Genomic DNA, 25,987 nt, shown 5'->3' on the forward strand with positions numbered 1-25,987 from the left:
CGGTGCCTGTGCGTTGCGACATACACTCATCCGGGGAGAGTAAACCATGCTGCAACTTTCAATCGTGCATCGCCTGCCGCAGCGTTTTCGCTGGGCCAGCGATCACCACAGTGCCATCGAATCCGATGACGCTGTGCTGGACGATCAGGAGTTCGTGGCGCTGCGGCTGATCAGCCATGACGGTGTACCGGCATGGGAGATCCTGCAGCAGCTGAAAGAGGTGCTGGCCGGCATCCAGGTCGAGTGCAACGTGGCCGAGTGCGAAGGGCAGCCCTGCCTGTTCATTCGTCGTCGTGACGAAAGCGCGACCAACTGCTGCCTGAAGAATCAGGGCGTGGCGATCGCCGAAACCTTTATCGCAGGCTAAGTGGCGACGCCTGAAGCAGCGCCCGGGTATACGCTGTCGCAGGTGACGTAAACAGCCTCTCGCAGTCGCCCTGTTCCACCACTTCCCCCTGACGCAGCACAATAAGCTGGTGACACAGGGCGCGCACCACGTCGAGATCGTGACTGATAAACAGATAACTGAGCTGTCGCTGCTGCTGCAAACGGCGCAACAGCGTCAGGATCTGCTTCTGCACCGTGCGGTCCAGCGACGAGGTCGGTTCATCCAGAATCAGCAACTCCGGTTCCAGAATCAGCGCCCGGGCGATGGCGATACGTTGCCGTTGACCGCCGGAAAATTCGGCCGGATAGCGATGACGACTCTCAGCATCCAGTCCTGTCTCTGCCATCACCGCCATCACCCGCTGCTGCTGCTGCTCCCGGCTGAGATCGGGCTGATGCACCGCCAGCCCCTCAGCGATAATCTGCTGAACCGTCATACGCGGATTGAGCGAAGAGTTCGGGTCCTGAAAGACCACCTGGATGCGCTGACGCAGCGGCAGCAGCGCCTTGCGCGACAGCTGATGCAGGGGCTGACCCTCAAACCAGACGTCACCGCGAGAGGCAATCAGCCGCAGCAGCGCCAGTCCGGTCGTGCTTTTCCCGGAGCCCGATTCTCCCACCAGCCCCAGACTTTCGCCCCGGCGCAGGCGGAAGCTCAGACCATTCAGCACCGGCTTCTCTTCGCTCTGTCGCCGGAACAGGCCGCGCTGCTGCGGAAAGCTCACCTGAAGCCCGTCGACCTGCAGGATCACCGGCGCGTCGGCGGGCAGCGGCAGCGCGCGTCCTTCGGGTTCGGCGGCCAGCAGCTGCTGGCTGTAGGGATGCTGCGGCTGACTCAGCAGAATCGCACTGCGGTTCTGCTCCACGATGCGCCCGTTGCGCATGACGCTGATGTTGTCTGCCAGCTGGCGCACGATGCGCAGGTTGTGGGTGATAAAGAGCATCGCCATGTTGCGCTCGCGCTGCAGGTCGCGCAGCAGCGTCAGGATCTGCGCCTGTACCGTCACATCCAGCGCGGTGGTCGGCTCATCGGCAATCAGCAACCGGGGCTCCGTCAGCAGCGCCATCGCGATCATCACCCGCTGACGCTCTCCGCCCGACAGCTGGTGGGGAAAATCGCCGAGCCGTGTGGCGGGCTGACGGATACCGACCCGATCGAGCACGCTGAGGATCTCAGCCCGCGCGGCGGCCGGCCGCAGGCCGCGATGCAGCGACAGCACTTCACAGAGCTGTTTCTCTACGGTGTGCAGCGGATTAAGCGACACCATCGGTTCCTGAAAAATCATCGCGATCTGGTTGCCACGGAGGGCACGCAGCCGCGACTCCCGCGCGCGCAGCAGATCCTCACCGTTAAAGAGGATCTCGCCGCCGGGATAGGCCACCGCCGTTTCATGCAGCAGCCGCATCACGGACAGCGCCGTCACGCTCTTGCCGGAGCCCGACTCCCCGACCAGCGCCAGCGTTTCGCCTGCCGCGATATCCAGGGAGACATCCTCCACCACCTGGCGAAGCGTCTCACCCTGACGAAAGGCGACGGAGAGATGGTTAATGGCAAGCAGAGGGGTCGTCATCTAGGCTCCTTTGCCCGGATCAAAGGCGTCGCGCACCGCTTCGCCAATAAAAATCAGCAGAGACAGCAGGATCGCCAGAGTGAAGAAGCTCGCCAGGCCCAGCCAGGGAGCCTGCAGGTTATTTTTGCCCTGCAGCAGCAGCTCACCCAGTGAGGGCGAACCCAGCGGCAGACCAAAACCCAGGAAGTCGAGCGAGGTCAGGGTCGTAATCGAACCGCACAGAATGAAGGGCAGAAAGGTCAGGGTGGCGACCATCGCGTTAGGCAGCATGTGGCGCAGCATAATCCGGCCATCGCTGACGCCCAGCGCCTGCGCCGCACGGATATAGTCAAAGTTGCGGGTCCGCAGAAATTCCGCCCGCACCACGCTCACCAGGCTCATCCAGCCAAACGCGACGGTGACCAGCAGCAGCCACCAGAAGCCCGGCTGGATCACGCTGGAGAGCAGAATCAGCAGGAACAGCGCAGGCATGCCGGACCAGACCTCGATCAGCCGCTGCCCGATCAGGTCAATCCGCCCGCCGAAATAGCCCTGCAGCGCACCGATGACAATCCCGATAACGCTGGAGATGAGCGTCAGCAGCACGCCGAACAGCAGGGAGATGCGGGTGCCATAGAGCAGCCGGGCCATCACGTCGCCGCCGTTGGCATCCGTGCCCAGCCAGTTCTGCGCCGACGGCGGAGAGGGGAAGGGAACCTGAGTGGCAAAATTGATGGTGCTGTCGCTGAAGCGGATCGGTGCCCACAGCGCCCAGCCGTGCTCACGAATGCGCTGCCGCAGCCAGGGATCCTGATAATCCGCCGGGGTCGCCAGCACGCCGCCATAGTCGGCCTCGCTGTAGTCAGACAGCAGCGGCACCATCCAGCGTGCCTGATAGTGCACCAGCAGCGGCTTCTCATTGGCGATCAGATCGGCGCCCAGCGACAGCAGAAAAATGATCAGAAAGATCCACAGCGACCAGTAGCCGCGCCGGTGATGGCGAAAGCGCTGCCAGCGCTGCTGGTTAAGAGGAGAGATCGGCATCAGCGGCGTCCAAAATCAATGCGGGGATCGACCAGCATATAGGTCAGATCGCTGAGGATATTCACCAGCAGACCTGTCAGCGTGAAAATATAGAGTGTGCCAAACATCACCGGATAGTCGCGCTGCAGGGTGGCGTCGTAGCCCAGCAGCCCCAGCCCGTTAAGCGAGAACATCACCTCGATCAGCACCGAACTGGTAAAGAACATGCTGATAAAGGTGGCGGGAAAGCTGGCGATCACCAGCAGCATCGCATTGCGAAACACATGGTGATAGAGGATACGCCGCTCCGGCACCCCCTTCGCGCGCGCGGTGACCACATAGAGCTTGCGGATCTCATCCAGAAAGGCGTTCTTCGTCAGCATGGTCAGTGTGGCGAAACCGCCGATCACGGTTGCCAGCACCGGCAGGGCGATGTGCCAGAAATAGTCCAGCACCTTGCCATACCATGGCAGGGTGTCGAACTGCGCGGAGGTCAGCCCGCGCAGCGGAAACCAGTCCAGGTAGCTGCCGCCGGCAAACAGCACAATCAGCATGATCCCGAACAGAAACGCAGGGATGGAGTAGCCGAGGATAATAAAGGCGCTGCTCCAGACATCAAAGGCGCTGCCGTTGCGCACCGCTTTGCGGATCCCAAGCGGAATCGACACCAGGTAGATAATCAGCGTGCTCCAGAGCCCCAGGCTGATCGAAACCGGCAGGCTCTCCTTAATCAGCCCGATCACCGAGGCGCTGCGAAACAGGCTGTCGCCAAAATCGAGCCGCAGATAATTCCACAGCATCTCCCCGTAGCGCTGCCAGATCGGCTTATCGAAGCCGTAGCGCTTTGTGATCTCCGCAATGACTTCAGGATCCATCCCGCGCGCGCCGCGATAGGCGTTTTCGGCCAGATTCAGCTGCGCGCCGCTGGTGCGTGCACCGGCGCTTGCCGCCGTACCGCCCGGCAGGCCCGTGGTCTGTCCGAACTGAATATTCGCCAGCGCCTGATCGACCGGACCGCCCGGTGCGATCTGGACGATGAAGAAGTTGAGCGTGATGATCGCCCACAGGGTCGGGATAATCAGCAGTATCCGGCGCAGAAAATAGGCGGCCAACGGTTCTCTCCTCAGCGTTTGCTGGCCGGCAGACGCCCGGCTTTGTGCGTGTCATACCACCAGCTGTCCAGCCCGCTGCTGTAGGCAGGCCTGATGGCGGGATGCGAAAATTTATCCCAGTACGCCAGTCGCTGCTCGGCGCTGTACCACATCGGGATCATATAGGCATTCCACAGCAGCACGCGATCCAGCGCCTGAGCCAGCGGCCGCAGCGCAACGGGATCGCCCTGATGCGCGACAATCTGCTTCACCAGGTGATCGACCAGCGGATCCTGCACCCGCGCGGTGTTCCACGACGAGGCGATATAGCCCGACTGCCACAATATCTCCAGGCTGGAGGTCGGGATCGGCATCGCGCCATACACGGTGGCTATCATGTCGTAGTCCCCTTTGCGCAGGCGCCGCAGATATTGTGAGCTGTCGACCTGCCGCAGGTTCAGCGTAATGCCGAGCCGCGAAAGATTGTGCTGCAGCGGCAGCGCCCAGTCGATGTTGCTGCCACTGCGCAGCAGCAGCTCCACGGTAAAAGGCTGACCGGTTTTCGCATTCACCAGACGACGATCTTTTATCTGCCAGCCCGCCTGTTGCAGCAGGTCATAGGCCTTTAACAGACTGGCACGATCGTAGCCGCTGCCATCGTTAACGGGCGGCTGATAGGGCTGGCTGAACAGCTCAGGCGGGAGCTGCGCGCGCCAGGGCGCAAGCAGAGCCTGCTGTTCTGCGTCGGGCAGCCCGCGGGCGGCGTACGCCGTGTTCTGAAAATAGCTGCTGGCGCGCTGCCAGGCACCATAATAGAGCGCCCGGTTCATCCATTCAAAATCGAACATCTGTGAGATGGCCTGACGAACGCGGCGATCCTGAAACAGCGGGTTTTCATTGTTAAACGCCAGCCAGCGGGTATCGGTGGCGGCGTGAAAGGGCGTCGTCTCTTTGACGATGCTGCCTCTGGCGAAATTGCCGCCGCGATAGCGGGTTGCCCAGTTCTTTGCCGAGGTCTCTTCGCGCCAGTCGTAAGCGCCCGCCTTAAAGGCTTCAAAGGCCACGTTGTCATCCAGATAGTAGTCATAGCGCATCCGATCGAAATTAAAACGTCCGCGATTGACCGGCAGATCGGCGGCCCAGTAATCCGTTACCCGGCTGAACTCAATAAACTGGCCCAGCTTCCAGCGCGTAATGCGATACGGTCCGCTGGAGAGCGGGGGGGCGGTGAGCGGCTCATTAAACTTCTTATCGTGCCAGAACGTTTCCGGGATAACCGGCAGGATCAGTAATCCCAGCAGCAGATCTCTGTCCGGTTTGGTGGCCTCGATGCGGACCGTCCGCGCGTCGAGGGCGTTCAGGCTCACGCCACGGTAGGCGACGCGGAACGGCGGCACGCCTTCAGTCATAAATTTCTGAAAGGTGAACGCCACGTCGCGGGCGGTAATCGGGGTGCCATCCTGAAAGCGGGCGCGGGGATTCAGGCGAACCTCAATCCAGCTGAAATCGCTGGCGTAGCGTGCAGATTCGGCGATCAGCGGATAATAGCTGCCCGGTTCGTCGTCGGAGCTGGTGTAGAGTCCGTCATACAGCGCGCCGGTGTTTATGCCCGGATTGCCGCGTGAGGCGTAGCGGTTAAAGTTATCGTAGGTGCCTGCCACCGCCAGGGTGATGCTGCCGCCTTTGGGCGCATCGGGATTGGCATAGTCGTAATGGCGGAAGCCGGGGGGATATTTCGCCTCGCCGATCTGGGTGAAGGCGTAGCTCTGCAGTACGGTCACTGCCTGTAGCGAACCGCTGAGCAGGGTGCACAGCAGCAGAAGTCCGGAACGAAGCAGCATAGCGGTCTCTTCTCCTGTCAGCGATCAGGCGTTATAACGCCGGAAATAGTCTATCAGCGTTTCCGGCCGCAGCGGACGGCTGAAGATATACCCCTGCAGGTGCGTCACGCCGCGATTGATCAGCCAGGCCGCCTGCTCGCCGGTTTCGACGCCTTCGGCCACGCTCTTCAGATTTAGTTTTTTCGCCAGCTGCAGCACGGTATCCAGCACCGGCGAGGTCAGCGTCTCTGTGCCGATGCTCTGAACAAAGCCGCGATCGATTTTCAGGTAATCAAACGCATAACGCTCCAGGTAGATCAGCGCGCTGTGACCGGTGCCGAAATCGTCAATCGCGATATGGATCTGCTGCTGATGGAGCCAGTCGAACTGCTCGCCGACGTTTTCGTCGCGCACCATGGCGCGTTCGGTGATCTCAAACACGTAATTAAAGTGATCCGCAGGCATGGTATCCAGCCAGCGCAGGACATCCTGACGGAAACTGCTGTCTGCCAGATGCAGAGGCGAAATGTTGAGGCTCAGACATGCGTGGCGGGGAATGGTATGGCACAGCAGATGCGCATCACGCGATACCAGCTGAAACAGGTGCCGCGTCAGGGGAATAATCAGGTCGTGTGTCTCGGCATAGTGAATAAACATATCGGGCGGAATCGGGCCCCTGGTTGGATGAGTCCAGCGCAGCAACGCTTCCATCCCGTAGGGCTGACCATCGCGGGAGGTCACCAGCGGCTGGTATTCAACATGAAACTCGCCGCGCTTCATGCCCTGAATCAGCTCTTTACCCGGACGCAGATAGATCGACAGCAGCAGCCAGCAGGCCCCGGCGACCAGCAGCGACAGCAGCAGACTGCTCAGCAGGATGGCCTGATAATCGCTGAACGCCAGCGTGGCGCCGTAGAGCGCCAGCCGCAGTGGATAGCCTGCCAGCCCCTGCTGATCCAGCGGCACCGGCAGATTCTGACGTTCAATGATGCCGGGCTGCCAGCTGGTCAGGGCGCTGTACGGGTCGATCAGCGCCACCCCGGTGATCTCCGGCCGCATCGACGCCATCAGCTGATAGGGCGCCAGCGTGATATTCAGCGTGGCGAAGACGCCGGATTGCAGATTGCCGGGATTTTTAATCCACAGTGCGAGCGCCGGTTTATTGGGCTGCAGCGGCGTGCCGGGCATCAGCCGCAGATCGAGATCGCGCGAAATATCACTCTGCGGCGCAATCACATTGAGCGGCAGACTGAAGCTGCCGGTCGCCGAGGAGCAGAAAGCGTTGCCATTATTGACCAGCAGGATGGCGCGAAGATTCCCGGCGAAGGCGGCGCGTGAGGTGAGTTCACGATTAATGGTATGGCAGGCGGTCTGGGTAAACGGAAGCAGGGGGCTGAGGGTACTGTTGAGCAGCGAAGAGAGCGTCTGCTGTAAGGCCGTACGGCTTTTTTCCAGCAGCTGCTGATGCTGCCGTTCGCGCTTTTGCCAGGTCTGATGAAGCGTCAGTGCGGCAAACAACAGAAAAAATAAGCCGCCCGCCATCGCGCTACTCCATGCGATACGGCGAGGATAGTTGGTGTGGCGCCGCAGCGCCCCCGACAGTGGCATGAGGAGCTTCCCCTGATCAAATTATTATTATGTTATTGCGCACGACTGCTTCGGTTTAAGCGACCGAGAATATAACGAGATCGTCCGTAATGTCTCGTTATTAATCTGAAATGCAATGCTTTTATCTTATGTCACGACGGGTACTCAGAACGGGCAAAAAAAAAACGCTGCATCGGCAGCGTTTCCTGTTCTCTGGCTGAGAGAAGATCGAAGGTGATTGTCAGCTCGGGTTACGGCTTAACACACGGCGTCCTTCACGGTAACGCTTTTTCCAGTAGTCATCATTGAGACTGGAGATCATCACACCACTGCTGGTGGAGGCATGAACGAAGTTGTCATTGCCCAGATAGATGCCGACATGGCGGCCGGTGGAGCCAGCACGGAACATCACCAGATCGCCGGGACGCAGTTTACTGCGGGTGATCTCTCTGCCGGTGTCCTGCTGCTCAGAGGTGGAGCGCGGTAATTCTAAGCCAAACTGATCGCGGAAGGTGCGCTGAACAAAGGCGGAACAGTCGATCCCGCGTTTGGTATCGCCACCGAGGCGATAGCGCACACCTTTCCAGACGGCGTATTGTTCCATGATGCGCGACTTCACGTCGACATTACGCACCATTTCTTCAAACTCATCCTGAGACGCCTGAAGTAAAAAACCATTCTGGTTGTTAACTTCATGATTCTCGTTATTCGCGTTTTGACTGCTATGGGTACTGCTACATGCTGAGAGGAGTGTTGCCAGCGCCAGTGCGGGCACGATCCGCAAGATATATCTCAGTATTGGTTGAGACTTGACCATTATTCGGGTTTTCCTTCGGGTTCCTTACGACACAATTGTCGCCAGCCAGATGACAAAGCAGGGAGATTAATAAGCGAAACAGACTAAGACAAATCCTTAATCACTAAAATGTGTTAATGGACACATTTTAATGTAAAAAAATCTGATTTTTCTGACGCTGTGGCCTCACTGCGACTGAGGTTAACTGATTACAGACGCCGTGGCGAGTGCTTTTAATCAATTTCACATAGGTTTTTTTGATGAGAATCAAAACGTAACACAATGACTAATTTAGCGACAATTGTGAGCGAATGATGGTGAGAACAGGCGGCGAAACGGGCGTCAATTCAGGGCATAGCCCAGTTTTCACAATTTTCCAGAGGAATAACGGAGAAGGGCCACGATTGAGTCAGTCTGCGGAAAAGATAACCTTTTCTTTTCGTCATATTAATTAGCAGGCTAATAGTGAGGGGCTGTTTTTTATAAGCGCGGACGGTTCAGTGGCGGATGATTAAACCGACCGCGCTTATCATTTACATCACGGGCTTATATTTACCCGGTAATTTGCGATTAAACCAGTTAACCAGCACGTCGCTGGCTGGCGTTAATAACCACCAGCTCAGACCCACTAATATCACCGACAGCGATCCGACGGCAATATCAGTAAACCAGTGCGCACCGGCCATGACGCGCGGCAGGGAAAATAGCACCACAATTGCGGCGGCAATTAAAAAACGGCTGAAGCCAAAATACCGCCATATAAAGCAGGCAAAAATAATCAGCATCATACCGTGGTCGCCAGGGAAGCTATCTTTCGACGCATCCTTCGCCGGGATACCGGTGAGTTCGCTGACACGATGCACATTCTCAAAGAACAGCGTCGGGCTGGAATGCTTCACCGGCAGCAGGTGGCCCAGCTGATTGAGGATAACGGCCGTCAGCAGCATGGTGATGCCGATCGCCAGCATCCGGCGCCGCGCGGGCGGTGTCTCCTGACGCCAGATCGACAGATAGAGCAGGCCCATCGCCAGCAGTGATACCACATCAAAACCCCGGAAGTTGGTGATCGCGACGATCAGGGCAAACAGGGGATGAGTCACCATCTGGTTATTGAAGCCATAAAAGATCGCTTTATCGATGCCGAACCAGAAACCATGTTGTGGTGGCAGATACCAGGACAGAAACAGTACTACACCCAGTGCATTCAGCAGCAGGATGGTAACGAGGCGGGTTGCGCGCATAAGTAAACTCATTTCAAAAAAATAACCGCCGACAATACCTTTACTAGCGTAAACGGCACTTCAACAACGCCGATTGTAGTCGATTCCAGTCAGCCTGCTGAGAATGAATGACTTCAATACGGCTATCGGGTGGCGACACAGCAGAGGTTTCACTGTGCAGCGCTTTTGCCTCGCCGTTAATACGCATTGTGCCTTCGGCCGTGCGCATCACCCCTTTTATCCGATCAACCTGCGCCTGCTGCGCCCACGCCAGCAGGGCGGCGCTGTCGAACCGGGTCTCGCCATCGAACAGCCAGCCGCAGGCGCTGTAGCCCTGGCCCTGATTCAGCGACCGGCGCCAGCGCGCGCCACCCGTCAGCCGCAGCGCCGCTACGCCGCTGGCGGGCACGTCCGGATGATGATGGTGCGGAAGGGGAAGCGCGCGAGGCTGATGGGGCGCATCCAGCAGATGAAGGGGGATGCGGCCAAATTCTGTTTCTCTCACGGGACGTGGCGGCTGGCTCTGCTGCAGCCACTCAGTCAGCCGCTGGCGATCCTGCGTGTCCCAGCTATCGCGCTTGCTGGCGATGATGATATCGGCGGCCGCCAGCTGATCGCGAAAGTTTTCATTGGCTGCGATACGCGGATCGGCGAGCTGACGGGGATCGAGCAGCGTCAGGGTGGCATTGAGCTGCAGCCAGGTCTGATAGACCGGCGACTTCAGTATTTCCAGCACCCGGCGCGGATGACCAAGGCCGGTAGGCTCGATCAGCAGCCGGTCGGGCTTATCTTTCAGCAGCAGATTCAGCCCGACCTGCAGCGGCAGACCATTCACGCAGCACAGGCAGCCGCCGGGGATCTCTTTAACGGTTGCGCCGCGATCGGCCAGCAGCGCACCATCGATTCCGATCTCGCCAAATTCGTTGACCAGCACCGCCCACTTTTCGTTCTGCGGCCGGGCGGCCAGAAGATGGCAGAGCAGCGTGGTTTTTCCGCTGCCCAGAAAACCGGTGATCAGATTAACGCGTGTCATGGTGCGGGCTCCTGCCTGGAATGCTGATAATGTTATATTATAACACTACCAGGCTCCAGCCTGCGCCAGTTAATCAGCACGACCCATATAGCGGCGTTCAGCGATATGAATACGGATGCGGTCACCGTTGCTGAGGTATTCCGGAACCTGAATGGAGAGACCGGTACTCATTCCGGCGGGTTTGGTGCGGGCGCTGGCGGAAGCGCCTTTAATGCCAGGCGAGGTATCGACGATCTCCATATCCACCGTCTGTGGCAGCTCCAGCGCCAGCACCTGGCCATCCATCGTCAGTACGTGAATGCCAGGAATGCCGCCTTCAGGGATAAACAGCAGCTCTTCTTCGATCTGATCCTGCTTAAAGGAGTAGGGGGTGTAATCCTCATCATCCATGAAGATATATTCGTCGCCATCTATATAGGAGAAGGTGACGCTGCGACGGCTGAGCGAAATCGCATCGATAATCTCGTCGCCCTTGAAGCGCTCTTCCACTTTTAAACCGGTGCGGACATCGGTAAAACGCATTTTGTACAGGGTCGCCGCACCGCGTGCGCTGGGGCTCTGGACATCAATATCTTTAACCAGCAGCAGTTTGCCGTTGTGCGTGACGGCCATCCCTTTTTTGATTTCATTGGCTTTTGGCATTGCTGTTCTCGCTATCATGAGAGTGAAGTGCGCGCAACGTTACTCGCGCCAGTGAAAACTGGCAATATCGCGGGTGCGAAATTTTGTGTCAGCCCGCGGCTTTCATGGTAATTGCCGCCCCGGACTGCTATTGTCACCGCCTCTTTTTCTGCCGGAGCACAGCATGCAATGCCGTAGCCAATGCGGTGCCTGCTGCACAGCACCCTCTATCTCATCGCCTATCCCCGGTATGCCTGACGGCAAGCCCGCCAACACGCCCTGCGTTCAGCTGGACGACGATCTGCGCTGCAAACTGTTTGGTTCGCCGCTGCGGCCTGCCGTCTGCGCCGGTCTGCAACCCGCATTCAGCATGTGCGGCCAGTCGCGCCAGCAGGCGATGACCTATCTGCTGAAACTCGAAGCCGACACCGCCCCCTGAAAAGCTGACGCAGCTGACGCTTTTTGTCCGCCTGGCCGGGTGTGACAGCAACCGCGTCAGCCTGACTCTCCGCTGGCCCTCTTCCTGCCCCCGAAATGTGCGTAACGTCATAAAACTGCTACGCCGTTTGCGTATTTTCTTGCCTGAAGAAAGCGCCTGAATCACAATTCCTGAAACGTTTCAGCGGTGACGGGGCCAGCTGGTTTAGACAGCCTGGCGTGAAAACCTGCCCACAAGCTGAAACGATTCAATCTCAGCAAGCGAGGAGAATTATGTTCCAGCTCGAATTGCAGGCCATCCATACCGGAGCCAGCGCCCAGAATAAAGAAGAGGCCATTCGTCAGGTTGCTGCCGCGTTAACCGCGGCGGGCAATGTGGCTGAAGGCTATATCAACGGTATGCTGGCGCGCGAACAGCAGACCTCCACCTTTCTTGGCAACGGCATCGCAATCCCGCACGGCACCACCGACACCCGCGACCTGGTGCTGAAAACCGGCGTCCAGGTGTTTCAGTTTCCGCAGGGTATTGCCTGGGGTGACGATCAGACCGCCTATGTCGCGATCGGGATTGCCGCGAAGTCAGATGAACATCTGGCGCTGCTGCGTCAGCTGACGCATGTGCTCAGCGATGACTCCATTGCCGAACAGCTCAAAACCGCCTCTGCTGAAGATCTTCGTGCGCTGCTGATGGGCGAGAAACAAGCCGCCGAATTCAGCTTCGACACCTCACTGGTGACGCTTAACGTCGCGGCCAGCGATCTGATTACCCTGCAGGCGATGAACGCCGGCCGGCTGCAAGCCGCGGGCGTGGTTGATGCCAGCTACGTCGCCGATGTCGTCTCAACCCCGCCGCTGAGCCTGGGGCAGGGCATCTGGCTCAGCGACAGCAGCCTGGGCAATCTGCGCAGCGGCGTGGCCGTCAGCCGTACCGAACACGCCTTTGAACATCAGGGCGAACCGGCGTCGATGCTCATCAGCGTGTCAGCCACCGATGAACGTCCGCTGGAAGTACTGGGTTACCTCAGCGCGCTGCTGCAGCAGGGCAAAGCTGATCGTCTGCTGAAAGCCGATGCGGCGGGTGTTTACGCCCTGCTGACCAGCGAAGTCGATGAGCAGGCCGACGTGCTGACCGCCGAATTTACCATCCGCAACGAACATGGCCTGCATGCCCGTCCGGGCACGGCGCTGGTCAGTGTGATCAAGCAGTTCAACAGCGACATCACCGTGACCAACCTCGACGGCAGCGGTAAACCGGCTAACGGTCGCAGCCTGATGAAAGTCGTGGCGCTGGGCGTGAAGAAAGGCCACCGCCTGCGCTTTACCGCCAGCGGTGAAGATGCACAGCAGGCGCTGAACGCGATTGAAGAAGCGATCACCAGCGGTCTGGGTGAGGGGGCAGCATGAGCAGACGTGTCGCCACCATTACGCTGAATCCGGCGTATGACCTGGTGGGATATACCCCTGAAATTGAACGCGGCGAAGTCAATCTGGTGAAAACCACCGGACTGCACGCGGCGGGCAAGGGGATCAACGTCGCCAGAGTCCTGAAGGATCTGGGTATTGATGTCACCGTCGGTGGCTTCCTGGGCAAAGAGAATCAGGATGGCTTTCAGCAGCTCTTCAGCGAGCTGGGCATTGCCAACCGTTTCCAGGTGGTGCCGGGCCGGACCCGTATCAACGTCAAACTGACCGAACAGACCGGTGATGTCACCGATCTGAACTTCTCCGGTTTCCAGGTCACGGCGCAGGACTGGGATCGTTTTACCAGCGATTCGCTGACCTGGCTGGGCCAGTTCGATATGGTCTGCGTCAGCGGCAGCCTGCCAGAAGGCGTGGATCACGAAGCCTTCACCCGCTGGATGACCGAACTGCGTACCCATTGCCCCTGCATCATCTTCGACAGCAGCCGCGAGGCGCTGGTAGCAGGACTCAAAGCTGCGCCGTGGCTGGTAAAACCAAACCGCCGTGAGCTGGAGATCTGGGCCGGTCGTAAGCTGCCAACGTTGCAGGATGTGATTGGCGCGGCGCACGAGCTGCGTGAGCAGGGCATCGCCCATGTGGTGATCTCGCTGGGCGCAGAAGGCGCGCTGTGGGTCAACGCGTCTGGCGAATGGATTGCGAAACCGCCGGTGTGTGAAGTCGTCAGCACCGTCGGTGCCGGTGACTCAATGGTTGGCGGGCTGATCTATGGCCTGCTGATGCGTGAATCCAGCGAGCACACGCTGCGTCTTGCGACGGCGGTGGCGGCCATGGCCGTCAGCCAGAGCAACGTTGGTGTGTCTGATCGTACTCAGTTGGCCGCAATGATGGCGCGCGTCGACTTACAACCCGTTAACTGACAGCAGGAGAGCGATAATGAAAACGCTGCTGATTAAAGACCCTACACTGGGACTGGCCTCCGCCTATATGGCGCAACAACGTCTGGCTGCCGCTGCGGCGGCGGCAGGCCTGACTCTAACTGAAAACCCTGCCGACGCGGAACTGGCGATTGTGCTGGGCAAAAAGGTGCCGGACGATGCGGCCCTGAACGGCAAGCCGGTCTGGCTGGGCGACCTCCAGCTGGCGGTTCGCGAGCCGGAAAACTTCCTGAACCGGGCGAAAGCAGAAGCCAGAACCTGGCAGGCTCCGGCGGCGGCAACCCCGGCGGCGGCGTCAGCCGCGACCCCGGCGCAGGCCGGTGCACCGAAACGTGTGGTCGCCGTGACAGCCTGTCCGACCGGTGTCGCGCACACCTTTATGGCGGCCGAGGCGATCCAGGCCGAAGCGACCCGTCGCGGCTGGTGGGTCAAGGTTGAAACCCGCGGTTCCGTGGGTGCCGGTAATGCGATTACACCGGAAGAAGTGGCGGCGGCCGATCTGGTGATCGTGGCGGCGGATATCGAAGTGGATCTGGCGAAATTTGCCGGTAAGCCGATGTACCGCACCTCCACCGGCCTGGCGCTGAAGAAAACCGCGCAGGAGCTGGATAAAGCGGTCGCAGAAGCGAAGCCTTATAAAGTGGCGGCCAGCGGCCAGAGCACGGCAAACAGCGAAGAAGAGAAGAAGCAGGGCGGCGCGGGCGCCTATCGTCACCTGCTGACCGGGGTGTCCTACATGCTGCCGATGGTGGTGGCGGGTGGTCTGAGTATCGCTCTGTCGTTCGCTTTTGGTATCACCGCCTTTAAAGAGCCGGGCACGCTGGCTGCCGCGCTGATGCAGATCGGTGGCGGTAGCGCCTTTGCCCTGATGGTACCGGTGCTGGCAGGCTTTATCGCCTTCTCCATCGCGGATCGTCCGGGTCTGACGCCAGGTCTGATTGGCGGCATGATCGCCACCAGCATTAACGCAGGCTTCTTAGGCGGGATTATCGCGGGCTTCATTGCCGGTTATGCGGCGAAGCTGATCAGCGGCAAAGTGAAACTGCCGCAGAGTATGGAAGCGCTGAAACCGATACTGATTATTCCGCTGTTCGCCAGCCTGATCACCGGCCTGCTGATGATCTATGTGGTCGGTAAACCGGTGGCGGGTATCATGAGCGGCCTGACGCACTGGCTGGCAAACATGGGGACGGCGAATGCGGTCCTGCTGGGCGCGATTCTGGGTGGCATGATGTGTACCGATATGGGTGGCCCGGTAAACAAAGTGGCCTACGCGTTTGGTGTCGGCTTACTGAGTTCGCAGACCTATGCACCGATGGCCGCCATCATGGCAGCCGGTATGGTGCCGCCGCTGGCGATGGGTCTGGCCACCCTGGTTGCCCGTCGTAAATTCAACAAAGGTCAGCAGGAAGGCGGTAAAGCGGCACTGGTACTGGGTCTCTGCTTCATCTCTGAAGGTGCGATTCCGTTTGCTGCCCGTGACCCGATGCGCGTTCTGCCATGCTGTATTATTGGTGGCGCCGTGACCGGTGCGATCTCAATGGCGATTGGTGCCAAACTGATGGCCCCGCACGGCGGACTCTTTGTGCTGCTGATCCCTGGCGCAATTACACCGGTGATCGGTTATCTGATGGCGATTGTCATCGGCACCGCGATTGCCGGTCTGAGCTATGCAGTTCTGAAACGTCCGGAAGAGCAGCTGGCGAAAGCCTGATTAACAGTGCGGAAGTGAATATAACAGGGAGCCGGAAAGGCTCCCTGTTTGTTTTTGCAGCGGGCGCAGGCAGAAGCATGGCGGGGCAGGGAAAGGTAAGTCGCTGGCTCGCTGACGCAGCAATTGATGCCAGCGAAAAGGGAGCCGGATGGCTCCCTTTGTTTATCCCTGCTGCTCGGCTTTCAGCCAGGCGATCTCATCTTTCCAGATATCAGGATTGATGGTCTCCAGAATCAGCGGGATCCCGTCAAACCGGGGATCTTTCATCAGCCAGCTGAACACCGTCCGGCCGATGTTGCCTTCCCCCAGGCTGTGGTGGCGGTCAACGCGGCTGTCAAAGGCGCTTTTGGCATCGTTGAGGTGCATACCGCGCAGATAATTGAAACCGACGACGCGCTCAAACTCTCTGAACGTCGCTTCGCAGTCGGCTTCGGTGCGAAGGTCATAACCGCCGGCAAACGCATGGCAGGTGTCAATGCAGACGCCGACGCGCGACTTATCTTCGACGTGCTCAATGATGGTCGCGAGGTGTTCGAAGCGGAAGCCCAGGTTACTGCCCTGGCCTGCGGTGTTTTCAATCACGGCGGTGACGTTCTGGGTCTGGTCGAGCGCGACGTTGATCGACTCAGCGATCCGCTTCAGGCAGGCTTCTTCCTCAATCTGATGCAGATGGCTGCCGGGATGGAAATTCAGCAGCGTCAGGCCCAGCTGATCGGCCCGGCGCAGTTCGTCGATAAAGGCCGCACGGGATTTCTCCAGCGCCTCCTCCACCGGATGGCCGAGATTAATCAGGAAGCTGTCGTGCGGCAGGATTTGCTGCGGGCTGTATTTATAGGTCTCGCAGGCGGCGCGAAAAGCATCAATCATCTCTGTGGAGAGCGGGGCGGCCTTCCACTGACGCTGATTCTTGGTAAAGAGCGCGAAGGCGGTGGCTTCCAGTTCATGGGCGCGAATCACTGCCTGATCCACGCCCCCTGCCGCACTCACATGTGCGCCGATATATTTCATGCCTTTCTCCTGGGGCTATGCACGGATGAAACGGCATGATACCTGATGGCGTCAGCCCATGAAATGTTGCACCAGCAGATTGATGGTGCCGCCGCCGGCGATCAGCCAGCCAAAGACCAGCGCACCCAGCAGCAGCGGCCTGATGCCCGCCTCGCGCAGCGCGCCAAAACGGGTGGTCAGTCCCAGCGCGGCCATCGCCATCGCCAGCAGCAGCCCCGCCAGCGCATTCAGCGCGGCCACCAGCGCCGCAGGCAGCAGCTGGAGTGAGTTAAACAGGGCAACGGCAATAAACAGCAGCGCGAACCAGGGGAAGGTTACCGGCTGACGGGCGCTACCCGTGTGGCGTTTGCCGCGGATGACTGCACTCAGGCAGAGCAGGAACGGGGCCAGCATCATCACCCGCAGCATTTTCGCGATCACCGCGCTGCTTTCCGCCTCCGGGCTGATGCTGTGCCCGGCGGCCACCACCTGCGCGACTTCATGGATAGTGGAACCGGTGAAGACCCCGAACCGGGCCGCACCCAGCCCCGGAAAGAGATGATGAGCCAGCGGCCACAGCAGCGGATAGACGAAGATCGCCAGGGTGCCGAACAGCACCACGGTCGCGATCGCCACCGCGACTTTCGACGGCGCGGCTTTGACCACCGGTTCGGTCGCCAGCACGGCCGCAGCCCCGCAGATACTGCTGCCCGCGCCAATCAGCCAGACGGTATCGCGGTCCAGCTTCAGCAGCCGGATGCCCAGCAGGCAGGTCACAAAGAACGTGCTGCTCAGCGTCAGCGCATCGATCAGGATGCCGCTGAAACCGACATCCGCGATCTGTTGTAGGGTGATACGAAAGCCAAACAGGATAATGCCCAGCCGCAGCAGCTTCTGTTTCGCCAGCACCACGCCGCTGTCGCAACGGGAAGCCAGCGGGTGATAGAGGCTGTTGCCGACCACGATGCCCAGCATAATCGCCAGGGTCAGCGAGCCCAGCCCCAGCGAGGCGATCAGGGGCTGCTGCGCCAGCCAGCTGGCCGCTGCGGCAATGGCGGCGGTCAGCAGCAGGCCGGGGAACCAGAGCGAAAGGGGAGAGTGCGTTTTAGCAAGGCTCAGTTCGGTCATGGTGGTCACTCCTCGTGGTTGAGTCACGATCATGACGGCGACTGGCTTAAAAGTGAAATTGATAATATATTTATAATTGACCAGAATTTACGATAAGGCTGCCTTCATGATAGTGTCACGTCTGCGCCGATGGGCGACGCTGATCAAACGAGATGTATTTGTGCTGGCGTTCGCCTTCCGCGATCCGCGCACGCCCTGGTGGAACAAGCTGGGGATGCTGGGGCTGGTTGCGTACGGCATCAGCCCGATCGATCTTATTCCGGATGTCATCCCCTTTGTGGGGCTGCTGGATGACGCGGTCATTATCCCGACGGGCGTCATGCTGCTGTTGCGGTTACTGCCGAAAGAGGTGCGCATCCGCAGCCTCGTACGGGCAGAGGCGCAGCGCAGCCGCGGCAAAAAGATCGCCGGCTGGCTGGTGGCGATTGGACTGATCTGGCTGGCGCTGATCGTCTGGCTCGTCAGGCACTCACTGAGTTAAGAGGCAACGATGCACATTACGCTGCGACAGATTGAAGTGTTTACCGAAGTGCTCAAGAGTGGCTCCACCACGCAGGCCTCTCAGCTGCTGGCCCTGTCGCAGTCGGCGGTCAGTGCGGCGCTGGCCGATCTGGAGAGTCAGCTCGGGGTGCAGCTGTTTGACCGGGTCGGCAAACGGCTGGTGCTGAATGAGCATGGACGGCTGCTCTATCCGCGCGCGGTGGGGCTGCTGGAGCAGGCAGGCGAGATCGAACAGCTGTTTAAAGAGGACAACGGCGCGATCCGCATCTTCGCCAGCAGCACCATCGGTAACTATCTGCTGCCCGGCATGATGGCAGCCTACCGTCGCGACTTTCCCGGCCTGCCGCTGGAGCTGAGCGTCGGCAACAGCCAGGATGTGATTCAGGCGGTGTCCGATTTCCGCGTGGATGTGGGGCTGATTGAAGGGCCGTGCCACATGACCGAACTGGTCAGCGAACCCTGGCTGGAGGATGAACTGGTGGTGTTTGCCGCGCCCGATGCGCCGATTCTGCAGCAGCCGGTGACGCTGAAAACCCTGGCGGAGGCGCCGTGGATCCTGCGCGAACGCGGCTCCGGCACCCGGGAGATCGTCGATTATCTGCTGTTGTCACATCTGCCGAGCTTTCAGCTGGGAATGGAGCTGGGCAATTCCGAAGCCATTAAACATGCGGTGCGGCACGGCATGGGGATCAGCTGCCTGTCTCGCCGGGTGATAGCCGATCTGCTGGAGGCGGGCACGCTGACTGAGCTGGCGATCCCGCTGCCGCGGCTGACCCGCACGCTCTACCGTATTCATCACCGGCAGAAGCATATTTCCAAAGCCCTGACGCGCTTTCTCTCCTACTGCCGTGAGTGACTGCTAATAATCCGGGCGCGATCATGAACTTAACTAATAACAGCATGGCATCGCTATACAGAGGCGGTCTGGCTGCTACAATCGCGCCTCATTTTTACCCAGCGTAGCGTTAACACATGCATAATGACTCAAAAACAACACAACAACCTGCATTACGACGTGCGTTAAAAGCCCGTCATCTGACGATGATTGCCATCGGCGGCTCCATCGGTACCGGCCTCTTTGTGGCCTCCGGTGCCACCATTGCCCAGGCCGGCCCCGGCGGGGCACTCCTCTCCTATATCCTCATCGGCCTGATGGTCTACTTCCTGATGACCAGCCTGGGCGAACTGGCCGCCTTTATGCCCGTATCAGGCTCCTTCGCCACCTATGGCGCAAAATATGTCGAAGAGGGCTTTGGTTTCGCGCTCGGCTGGAACTACTGGTACAACTGGGCGGTGACCATCGCGGTTGATCTGGTGGCCTCTCAGCTGGTGATGAACTACTGGTTCCCCGATACGCCCGGCTGGATCTGGAGCGCCCTGTTCCTGGGGCTGATGTTCCTGCTCAACTACATCTCGGTAAAAGGCTTTGGCGAGGCGGAATACTGGTTCTCGCTGATCAAAGTGGCCACCGTGATTATCTTTATCGTGGTCGGCGTACTGATGATCACCGGCATTATGCGCGGCGCGGAGCACGCAGGCTGGCATAACTGGCAGGTCGGCGATGCGCCGTTTGCGGGAGGCTTTGCCGCGATGATTGGCGTGGCGATGATTGTCGGATTCTCCTTCCAGGGCACCGAACTGATCGGTATCGCGGCGGGCGAATCTGAAGATCCGGCGAAAAACATTCCGCGTGCGGTCCGGCAGGTGTTCTGGCGAATCCTGCTGTTCTATGTCTTCGCTATCCTGATTATCAGCCTGATTCTGCCTTATACCGATCCGCAACTGCTGCACAACGATATCGACGATATCAGCGTCAGCCCGTTCACGCTGGTCTTCCGCAATGCCGGTCTGCTCTCCGCGGCGGCGGTGATGAACGCGGTGATCCTGACGGCGGTGCTGTCGGCGGGTAACTCCGGCATGTACGCCTCCACGCGCATGCTCTACAACCTGGCCTGTGAAGGCAAAGCGCCACGCATTTTCGCGACGCTCTCAAAAGGCGGCGTGCCGCGCAATGCACTCTGGGCGACCACCGTCGTGGCAGGGCTCTGTTTCCTGACCTCGAAGTTCGGGAATCAGGAGGTCTACCTGTGGCTGCTGAACACGTCCGGCATGACCGGTTTCATCGCCTGGCTGGGCATTGCCATCAGCCACTATCGTTTTCGCCGGGGCTACATCGCCCAGGGATATGACCTGAACGATCTGCCATACCGTTCCGGCTTCTTCCCGCTGGGGCCGATTTTCGCCTTCGTGCTCTGCCTGATCATCACGCTGGGTCAGAACTATCAGGCGTTTCTTAACGAGAGCATCGACTGGTACGGCGTGGCGGCAACCTACATCGGCATTCCGCTGTTCCTGATTATCTGGTTCGGCTACAAGCTGGCGCGCGGCAGCCGACTGGTGAAGTACAGCGAGATGGAGTTCCCGGTTCACAAAGAGTAATCCGGCCAGATGCCTGATACCGCGCGCTAAGGCTGACCGGCTTTAGCGCGATGGCAGGCCGAACGCGTTGATCCGGCAACGGATGCACCTCAGGGATGAGGTGCATCATCGCCCGCCGTAAACATCCCGGGGATGACCTCTTTGCAAAAGAGATACCCACCCTGAGCAACTGCCCAATCTGCTCCCTCAGTACGCTCTCTCTGCCTCTCTCCCGTCCGAAATAACACCCTTTTTTACTGTTTTTTCGCGTCTCGCTTGTGCTAACGAATTGATAATTATTATCACCTGGACTATTGTGGCTGCGTTTTCTGACGTGATAGCCACACAGGGTTAAAACATGACTACCGAAACTTCGCTGCTGGCGGGGGAAGAAACGCTTCACCACACCATGCAAAACTATCATCAGGTGCTGCGCCGCCGCCTTGTCTGGATTGGCGTGCTGCTGCTGGCGATCGTCGCCTCACTGATCCTCGATTTCACGCTGGGCCCGGCCGGGCTCTCGCTGGAAACGCTGTGGAATACGCTGCTCAATCCTGACAATGTCGATGCCGGCACCCGCGTTATCGTCTGGGACATTCGCCTGCCGTATGCGCTGATGGCGCTGGTGGTGGGGCTGTCGCTGGGCCTGGCGGGCGCGGAAATGCAGACCATCCTCAATAACCCGCTGGCGAGTCCGTTTACCCTGGGGGTTTCCTCGGCGGCGGCCTTTGGTGCGGCGCTGGCCATCATCCTTGGCATCGGGATCCCCGGCATTCCCGATCAGTGGTTAATCTCGGCCAACGCCTTTGTATTTGCGCTGCTGGCCGCGCTGATGCTCGATGCCGTCACCCGCTGGACGCAGGTCTCCTCGGCGGGTGTGGTGCTGTTCGGCATTGCGCTGGTCTTCACCTTCAACGCGCTGGTCTCCATGATGCAGTTCATCGCCAGCGAAGATACCCTGCAGGGCCTAGTCTTCTGGACCATGGGCAGCCTGGCGCGCGCCTCCTGGGAGAAGCTGGGCGTGCTGAGTCTGGCGCTGGTGATCCTGGTGCCGTTTTCGATGATGAGCAGCTGGAAACTTACGGCGCTGCGTCTGGGCGAAGATCGTGCGGTGAGCTTTGGCATCGACGTGCGTCGTCTGCGCCTGACCACGCTGCTGCGCATCAGCGTGCTCTCCGCGCTGGCCGTAGCTTTTGTCGGGCCGATCGGCTTTATCGGCCTGGTCGCGCCGCACATTGCCCGCATGATGTTTGGTGAAGATCACCGCTTCTATCTGCCCGCCAGTGCGCTGGTCGGCGCGCTGGTGCTGTCGCTGGCGTCGGTCGCCTCGAAAAACCTGATCCCTGGCGTAATCATCCCGGTCGGCATCGTGACCTCCCTGATCGGCGTGCCGTTCTTCCTGAGTATTATTCTGCGTCATCGGGGGACCGTATGATGGAACAGGGTCTGACTTTACGCGGCTTCAGCGCCGGGTATCCCAAACATAAAGTGATTGAGAATCTGAATGTCGCGCCGCTGCCGCGCGGCGAGATCACGGTGCTGCTGGGGCCGAATGGCTGCGGTAAATCGACGCTGCTGCGTGCGCTGGCGGGGCTGAACAAAGGGCAGGGCGAGATGTGGCTGAACGGCGAGGATCTGATGACTCAGCCGTTTGCCCGCCGTGCAAAGAATGTGGTCTATCTGCCGCAGTCGCTGCCTGCGGGTGTGCATCTGCATGTACTGGAGTCCATCATCGTGGCGCAGCGCGCCTCGGGCGGACTGCACAGCGCGGGCAGCGAAGCGGAAATCATGCATCTGCTGGAGCAGCTTGGCATCGCGCATCTGGCGATGCGCTACCTCGATCAGCTCTCCGGCGGCCAGAAGCAGCTGGTCGGGCTGGCGCAGTCGCTGATCCGTCGTCCGGCGCTGCTGCTGCTGGATGAGCCGCTGAGCGCGCTGGACCTTAACTATCAGTTCCACGTCATGGATCTGGTCCGGCGCGAAACGGCCATGCGCAACATCGTCACGGTAGTGGTGGTACACGATATCAATATCGCGCTGCGGCATGCGCAGCATGCCCTGATGCTGAAGCAGGGCGCGCTGGTGGCGGAAGGGCAGCCGGACAAGGTGATCACGCCCGACACGCTGGCGAAGGTCTACGGGGTTGATGGGCGGATCGAACACTGCTCCCGCGGGATTCCGCAGGTGATGATCGATGGGCTGACCGGCCCGGCGCTGGTCTGACAGGGCTGAATGCCGGGAAGAGAAGGCGAGCGACAGTCGCGCTGATTCGCCTCCGCAATAAAAATTCAGGGCCGCATATGCGGCCCTGAGTGTCAGCTACACCAGCAGATGCTGGGCATGGAAGCGCAGGTGATCTTCCACGAAGCTGGCAATAAAGAAGTAGCTATGGTCATAACCCGGCTGAATGCGCAGGGTCAGCGGGAAGCCCACGTCGCGGGCGACCGCGTCTAACCGCTCCGGTTGCAGCTGGTCGGCCAGGAACTGATCGCTGTCGCCCTGATCAATCAGCATCGGCAGCCGGTGCGCCACCTCCGCCATCAGCTGGCAACTGTCATACTCCCGCCACGCCGCACGATCCTCACCCAGATAGGCCGTAAACGCTTTCTGCCCCCAGGGCACCTGCATCGGATTGACGATCGGTGCAAAGGCGGAAGCCGAGGCAAAACGGTTGCCCAGACGCAGCGCCAGCATCAGCGCGCCGTGGCCGCCCATGGAGTGACCCATGATCGACTGACGTTCGCTGACCTTGAAGTTGTCCGCAATCAGGGCGGGCAACTCGCTGCTCAGATAGTCGAACATGCGGAAATGGCTGGCCCAGGGCTGCTGAGTGGCGTTGAGATAGAATCCCGCGCCCTGACCCAGATCGTAAGCCTCGTCATTTGCGACCCCTTCGCCGCGCGGGCTGGTGTCCGGCATAATCAGCACCAGACCCAGTTCCGCCGCCACCCGCTGCGCGCCCGCTTTGGTGGTGAAGTTCTCATCGTTGCAGGTCAGCCCGGCCAGAAACCAGACCACCGGCGGCGGCGCGTCACCGTGCGGATCGGGCAGATAGATGCTGAAGGTCATCGGGCAGTTCAGCACCGCTGACGGATGCCGCCAGCGCTGCTGCCAGCCGCCAAAGATACGGTGTTCTTCCAGTAGCTCCAGAGTGGATGCCATAACGCCTCCTGATTACTTATTAAAATGCACGACCGAGCGAATCGATTTTCCTTCATGCATCAAATCAAAGGCGTCATTGATCTCTTCCAGCGGCATGGTGTGGGTGATGAAGTCGTTCAGCGCAAACTTGCCGTCGAGATAATCCTGCACGATGCCCGGCAGCTGCGAACGGCCCTTGACGCCGCCAAACGCGGATCCGCGCCAGACGCGACCGGTCACCAGCTGGAAAGGACGGGTGGAGATCTCTTCACCGGCACCGGCGACGCCGATAATCACCGACTCGCCCCAGCCCTTATGGCAGCACTCCAGCGCGGAACGCATTACGTTGACGTTTCCGATACATTCAAACGAGAAGTCCACGCCGCCGTCGGTCAATTCGACAATCACATCCTGAATCGGCTTATCGTAATCTTTCGGGTTGATCAGATCGGTGGCACCCAGCTTGCGCGCCAGATCGAATTTGCTGGTGTTGAGGTCGATGGCGATGATGCGGCCCGCCTTCGCCATCTTCGCCCCGATCACGGCGGAAAGACCGATGCCGCCGAGACCGAAGATCGCCACGGTGTCACCCTCTTTGACCTTAGCCGTGTTCATTACCGCGCCCATGCCGGTGGTGACGCCGCAGCCCAACAGACAGACCTCTTCCAGCGGTGCTTCTTTGCTGATTTTGGCCAGCGCGATCTCCGGGATGACGGTGTATTCAGAGAAGGTTGAGGTGCCCATGTAGTGGAAAATCGGCTTGCCATCTTTGAAGAAGCGGGTGGTGCCATCCGGCATCAGCCCTTTGCCCTGGGTGGCGCGGATTGCCTGGCAGAGGTTGGTTTTGCCGGACAGGCAGAACTTACATTTGCCGCACTCCGGCGTGTAGAGCGGGATCACATGGTCGCCCACTTCCACGCTGGTCACGCCTTCGCCTACGGCTTCCACGATGCCGCCACCTTCATGGCCCAGGATCGCCGGGAAAACGCCTTCCGGATCGGTGCCGGAGAGGGTGTAGGCATCGGTATGGCAGACGCCGGTCGCGACAATGCGCACCAGCACTTCGCCTTTCTGCGGCGGCATCAAATCCACTTCTTCGATTTTCAGCGGTTCGCCAGCAGCCCAGGCAACAGCGGCACGGGTTTTGATCATGTTCATGCAATCCCTCTTCCAGTCAGATTGTGGCGCGCAGGCGCGCCGGGTGGTCGTGATGATTCAGGGCCGGATGGGCCAGACTCTTAAACATAGCGCGGAACGCTTATTCCGCCGCCTGTAATGGATGCATCAGCTCATCATTGAGCGGACGATCGTCAAATTGTTCGATAATCAGGTACTTCAGCGCCTCAACATTCGGCGTAAAGGCGTCGCGTCGCCACATCAGCCAGGTGGCCGTGTCGCGGTAAGCGGGAGGCAGCGTGTGCGCCTGCACGCGCGACCGATCCGCCATCTGCTTCAGCACCGACGCCGGGATCATCGCGACACCGGCACCGCCTGCCACGCAGGCCAGCATGGCGTGATAGGACTGAATCTCCATCACATTGTCGGGCGCGGTCTGACTGTCGCGATACCAGCTCTCCAGCTTGACCCGGTAAGAGCAGCTGTTGCGGAAGGCGAACAGGGTATCGCCCTGGACGTCGCGCGCCGTGGTAATCGGGGCGTGATCGAGACCGGTGATCAGCACCATCTCCTCACGAAATGCGATGCAGCCATTCAGGTCGTCGTGGGCGACCGGGCCATCCACCAGCGCGGCGGCCAGAGTGCCTTCCCGCACCCGATCGATGATTTCGCCCGAGGTGCCGGTGATCAGCGACAGCGCCACCGCCGGAAAACGCTGGTGATAGGCGGCGAGCAGGCCGGGCAGACGGGTCGCTGCCGTGCTCTCCATGGAACCAAGCGCGAAGTTGCCCGCCGGTTTGCCGGTGCGGGTCATGCTCATCGCTTCTTCGCTCAGTGTCAGGATGCGCTGCGCATAGTTGAGAAAATTATGGCCCATCGGCGACAGGCGAATGCGCTGCTTCTCACGAATAAAGAGATCCACCCCTAATTCTTCTTCCAGCTGGCGCAGCCGCGTGGTGAGATTAGAGGGAACGCGATGCAACTGCTCTGCCGCACGAGCCAGTGAACCCGTTTCGGCGACGGAACAGAACATACGCAGCTGAACCAGATCCATATCTT

24 protein-coding genes are annotated in these 25,987 nt (G+C 59.7%); 10 read left to right on the plus strand and 14 right to left on the minus strand.

What is annotated here, in order from left to right; genetic code table 11:
- The first annotated feature begins 46 nt into the window (after positions 1-46).
- Positions 47-367: a YejG family protein gene (locus J1C59_RS06375; RefSeq protein ID WP_128085535.1), complete on the plus strand. Its 321-nt coding sequence runs from the start codon at positions 47-49 to the stop codon at positions 365-367.
- Here the strand turns inward: J1C59_RS06375 and yejF are convergent.
- The 9 genes from yejF to yeiP all read right to left on the minus strand — a co-directional run bounded on the left by yejF (position 354) and on the right by yeiP (position 11,149).
- Positions 354-1,958, minus strand: coding sequence for a microcin C ABC transporter ATP-binding protein YejF (yejF, locus tag J1C59_RS06380; protein WP_140917200.1), 1,605 nt, complete (start codon positions 1,956-1,958; stop codon positions 354-356). The genes J1C59_RS06375 and yejF overlap by 14 nt on opposite strands.
- On the minus strand, positions 1,959-2,981 hold the full coding sequence (locus tag J1C59_RS06385) for an ABC transporter permease (RefSeq protein ID WP_128085536.1): 1,023 nt from the start codon (positions 2,979-2,981) through the stop codon (positions 1,959-1,961).
- Entirely contained in the window at positions 2,981-4,072 is a 1,092-nt protein-coding gene (gene yejB / locus J1C59_RS06390) for a microcin C ABC transporter permease YejB (protein ID WP_128085537.1), read from the minus strand. Before yejB ends, J1C59_RS06385 begins: the two co-directional genes overlap by 1 nt.
- An 11-nt stretch (positions 4,073-4,083) precedes the next feature.
- Positions 4,084-5,892 (minus strand): extracellular solute-binding protein, encoded by a 1,809-nt coding sequence (locus J1C59_RS06395; RefSeq protein ID WP_128085538.1) that lies wholly within the window; start codon positions 5,890-5,892, stop codon positions 4,084-4,086.
- A gap of 24 nt (positions 5,893-5,916) precedes the next feature.
- Complete coding sequence (locus tag J1C59_RS06400) at positions 5,917-7,479, minus strand: cyclic di-GMP phosphodiesterase (RefSeq protein ID WP_128085539.1); 1,563 nt, start codon at positions 7,477-7,479, stop codon at positions 5,917-5,919.
- A gap of 220 nt (positions 7,480-7,699) precedes the next feature.
- Positions 7,700-8,275 carry a bifunctional murein DD-endopeptidase/murein LD-carboxypeptidase gene (gene mepS / locus J1C59_RS06405; RefSeq protein WP_046102239.1) on the minus strand — a complete coding sequence of 192 codons (576 nt, stop codon included), beginning with the start codon at positions 8,273-8,275 and terminating at the stop codon, positions 7,700-7,702.
- Between the two features lie 512 nt (positions 8,276-8,787).
- Positions 8,788-9,495 carry a phosphatase PAP2 family protein gene (locus J1C59_RS06410; RefSeq protein WP_128085540.1) on the minus strand — a complete coding sequence of 236 codons (708 nt, stop codon included), beginning with the start codon at positions 9,493-9,495 and terminating at the stop codon, positions 8,788-8,790.
- 43 nt (positions 9,496-9,538) lie between these two features.
- The gene (locus J1C59_RS06415) at positions 9,539-10,507 is read right to left on the minus strand and encodes a CobW family GTP-binding protein (protein WP_140917201.1); all 969 of its coding nucleotides are present in this window, start codon (positions 10,505-10,507) and stop codon (positions 9,539-9,541) included.
- A 69-nt stretch (positions 10,508-10,576) separates the two neighbouring features.
- Positions 10,577-11,149, minus strand: a complete 573-nt coding sequence (gene yeiP, locus J1C59_RS06420) for an elongation factor P-like protein YeiP (protein ID WP_128086851.1) — start codon at positions 11,147-11,149, stop codon at positions 10,577-10,579.
- A gap of 163 nt (positions 11,150-11,312) precedes the next feature.
- On the opposite strand from yeiP, the gene J1C59_RS06425 reads away from it, so the two are divergent.
- From J1C59_RS06425 to fruA, 4 genes are all read left to right on the plus strand, one after another.
- Positions 11,313-11,567 carry a YkgJ family cysteine cluster protein gene (locus J1C59_RS06425; protein ID WP_128086852.1) on the plus strand — a complete coding sequence of 85 codons (255 nt, stop codon included), beginning with the start codon at positions 11,313-11,315 and terminating at the stop codon, positions 11,565-11,567.
- 272 nt (positions 11,568-11,839) lie between these two features.
- Positions 11,840-12,970 carry a fused PTS fructose transporter subunit IIA/HPr protein gene (gene fruB / locus J1C59_RS06430; RefSeq protein WP_128086853.1) on the plus strand — a complete coding sequence of 377 codons (1,131 nt, stop codon included), beginning with the start codon at positions 11,840-11,842 and terminating at the stop codon, positions 12,968-12,970.
- A complete protein-coding gene (gene fruK, locus J1C59_RS06435) occupies positions 12,967-13,905 on the plus strand; it encodes a 1-phosphofructokinase (RefSeq protein WP_111138750.1) in 939 nt (312 codons plus the stop codon). The genes fruB and fruK overlap by 4 nt, the downstream gene beginning before the upstream one ends.
- Before the next feature lie 16 nt (positions 13,906-13,921).
- On the plus strand, positions 13,922-15,637 hold the full coding sequence (gene fruA, locus J1C59_RS06440) for a PTS fructose transporter subunit IIBC (RefSeq protein ID WP_140917202.1): 1,716 nt from the start codon (positions 13,922-13,924) through the stop codon (positions 15,635-15,637).
- A gap of 162 nt (positions 15,638-15,799) precedes the next feature.
- Here fruA and nfo read toward each other — a convergent pair whose 3' ends face one another.
- On the minus strand, positions 15,800-16,645 hold the full coding sequence (nfo, locus tag J1C59_RS06445; RefSeq protein ID WP_111138752.1) for a deoxyribonuclease IV: 846 nt from the start codon (positions 16,643-16,645) through the stop codon (positions 15,800-15,802).
- Positions 16,646-16,696: 51 nt separating this feature from the next.
- Positions 16,697-17,752 (minus strand): YeiH family protein, encoded by a 1,056-nt coding sequence (locus J1C59_RS06450; protein ID WP_140917203.1) that lies wholly within the window; start codon positions 17,750-17,752, stop codon positions 16,697-16,699.
- 106 nt (positions 17,753-17,858) lie between these two features.
- Here J1C59_RS06450 and J1C59_RS06455 point away from each other — a divergent pair, with 106 nt between their 5' ends.
- The 5 genes from J1C59_RS06455 (at position 17,859) to J1C59_RS06475 (ending at position 22,894) form a co-directional block, all read left to right on the plus strand.
- Positions 17,859-18,233 carry a YkvA family protein gene (locus J1C59_RS06455; protein ID WP_128086511.1) on the plus strand — a complete coding sequence of 125 codons (375 nt, stop codon included), beginning with the start codon at positions 17,859-17,861 and terminating at the stop codon, positions 18,231-18,233.
- A 9-nt stretch (positions 18,234-18,242) separates the two neighbouring features.
- On the plus strand, positions 18,243-19,109 hold the full coding sequence (gene yieE, locus J1C59_RS06460; RefSeq protein ID WP_128086512.1) for a DNA-binding transcriptional regulator YeiE: 867 nt from the start codon (positions 18,243-18,245) through the stop codon (positions 19,107-19,109).
- A gap of 116 nt (positions 19,110-19,225) precedes the next feature.
- Positions 19,226-20,692: an amino acid permease gene (locus J1C59_RS06465; protein ID WP_128086513.1), complete on the plus strand. Its 1,467-nt coding sequence runs from the start codon at positions 19,226-19,228 to the stop codon at positions 20,690-20,692.
- Positions 20,693-21,029: 337 nt separating this feature from the next.
- Entirely contained in the window at positions 21,030-22,106 is a 1,077-nt protein-coding gene (locus tag J1C59_RS06470; RefSeq protein WP_128086514.1) for a FecCD family ABC transporter permease, read from the plus strand.
- Positions 22,106-22,894: an ABC transporter ATP-binding protein gene (locus J1C59_RS06475; RefSeq protein ID WP_128086518.1), complete on the plus strand. Its 789-nt coding sequence runs from the start codon at positions 22,106-22,108 to the stop codon at positions 22,892-22,894. The genes J1C59_RS06470 and J1C59_RS06475 overlap by 1 nt, the downstream gene beginning before the upstream one ends.
- A 96-nt stretch (positions 22,895-22,990) precedes the next feature.
- Here the strand turns inward: J1C59_RS06475 and fghA are convergent, their stop codons facing one another.
- The 3 genes from fghA to ptrR all read right to left on the minus strand — a co-directional run bounded on the left by fghA (position 22,991) and on the right by ptrR (position 25,982).
- Positions 22,991-23,833 (minus strand): S-formylglutathione hydrolase, encoded by an 843-nt coding sequence (gene fghA, locus J1C59_RS06480; RefSeq protein ID WP_128086515.1) that lies wholly within the window; start codon positions 23,831-23,833, stop codon positions 22,991-22,993.
- A gap of 12 nt (positions 23,834-23,845) precedes the next feature.
- Positions 23,846-24,970 (minus strand): S-(hydroxymethyl)glutathione dehydrogenase/class III alcohol dehydrogenase, encoded by a 1,125-nt coding sequence (locus J1C59_RS06485; protein WP_128086516.1) that lies wholly within the window; start codon positions 24,968-24,970, stop codon positions 23,846-23,848.
- A 100-nt stretch (positions 24,971-25,070) separates the two neighbouring features.
- Complete coding sequence (gene ptrR, locus J1C59_RS06490) at positions 25,071-25,982, minus strand: putrescine utilization regulator PtrR (RefSeq protein ID WP_140917204.1); 912 nt, start codon at positions 25,980-25,982, stop codon at positions 25,071-25,073.
- Positions 25,983-25,987 lie beyond the last annotated feature (5 nt).

Source organism: Pantoea deleyi (assembly GCF_022647325.1).
Taxonomy (GTDB): Bacteria; Pseudomonadota; Gammaproteobacteria; order Enterobacterales; family Enterobacteriaceae; genus Pantoea; species Pantoea deleyi.

Coding starts and splice junctions, on each gene's coding strand:
- yejF (WP_140917200.1), bottom strand. CDS start 1,958: ATGACGACCCCTCTGCTTGCCATTAACCATCTCTCCGTCGCCTTTCGT.
- yieE (WP_128086512.1), top strand. CDS start 18,243: ATGCACATTACGCTGCGACAGATTGAAGTGTTTACCGAAGTGCTCAAG.
- J1C59_RS06410 (WP_128085540.1), bottom strand. CDS start 9,495: ATGCGCGCAACCCGCCTCGTTACCATCCTGCTGCTGAATGCACTGGGT.
- J1C59_RS06475 (WP_128086518.1), top strand. CDS start 22,106: ATGGAACAGGGTCTGACTTTACGCGGCTTCAGCGCCGGGTATCCCAAA.
- fghA (WP_128086515.1), bottom strand. CDS start 23,833: ATGGCATCCACTCTGGAGCTACTGGAAGAACACCGTATCTTTGGCGGC.
- nfo (WP_111138752.1), bottom strand. CDS start 16,645: ATGAAATATATCGGCGCACATGTGAGTGCGGCAGGGGGCGTGGATCAG.
- mepS (WP_046102239.1), bottom strand. CDS start 8,275: ATGGTCAAGTCTCAACCAATACTGAGATATATCTTGCGGATCGTGCCC.
- J1C59_RS06465 (WP_128086513.1), top strand. CDS start 19,226: ATGCATAATGACTCAAAAACAACACAACAACCTGCATTACGACGTGCG.
- J1C59_RS06485 (WP_128086516.1), bottom strand. CDS start 24,970: ATGAACATGATCAAAACCCGTGCCGCTGTTGCCTGGGCTGCTGGCGAA.
- J1C59_RS06385 (WP_128085536.1), bottom strand. CDS start 2,981: ATGCCGATCTCTCCTCTTAACCAGCAGCGCTGGCAGCGCTTTCGCCAT.
- fruB (WP_128086853.1), top strand. CDS start 11,840: ATGTTCCAGCTCGAATTGCAGGCCATCCATACCGGAGCCAGCGCCCAG.
- J1C59_RS06375 (WP_128085535.1), top strand. CDS start 47: ATGCTGCAACTTTCAATCGTGCATCGCCTGCCGCAGCGTTTTCGCTGG.
- fruA (WP_140917202.1), top strand. CDS start 13,922: ATGAAAACGCTGCTGATTAAAGACCCTACACTGGGACTGGCCTCCGCC.
- J1C59_RS06400 (WP_128085539.1), bottom strand. CDS start 7,479: ATGCCACTGTCGGGGGCGCTGCGGCGCCACACCAACTATCCTCGCCGT.
- J1C59_RS06455 (WP_128086511.1), top strand. CDS start 17,859: ATGATAGTGTCACGTCTGCGCCGATGGGCGACGCTGATCAAACGAGAT.
- fruK (WP_111138750.1), top strand. CDS start 12,967: ATGAGCAGACGTGTCGCCACCATTACGCTGAATCCGGCGTATGACCTG.
- J1C59_RS06395 (WP_128085538.1), bottom strand. CDS start 5,892: ATGCTGCTTCGTTCCGGACTTCTGCTGCTGTGCACCCTGCTCAGCGGT.
- J1C59_RS06470 (WP_128086514.1), top strand. CDS start 21,030: ATGACTACCGAAACTTCGCTGCTGGCGGGGGAAGAAACGCTTCACCAC.
- J1C59_RS06415 (WP_140917201.1), bottom strand. CDS start 10,507: ATGACACGCGTTAATCTGATCACCGGTTTTCTGGGCAGCGGAAAAACC.
- ptrR (WP_140917204.1), bottom strand. CDS start 25,982: ATGGATCTGGTTCAGCTGCGTATGTTCTGTTCCGTCGCCGAAACGGGT.
- J1C59_RS06425 (WP_128086852.1), top strand. CDS start 11,313: ATGCAATGCCGTAGCCAATGCGGTGCCTGCTGCACAGCACCCTCTATC.
- yeiP (WP_128086851.1), bottom strand. CDS start 11,149: ATGCCAAAAGCCAATGAAATCAAAAAAGGGATGGCCGTCACGCACAAC.
- J1C59_RS06450 (WP_140917203.1), bottom strand. CDS start 17,752: ATGACCGAACTGAGCCTTGCTAAAACGCACTCTCCCCTTTCGCTCTGG.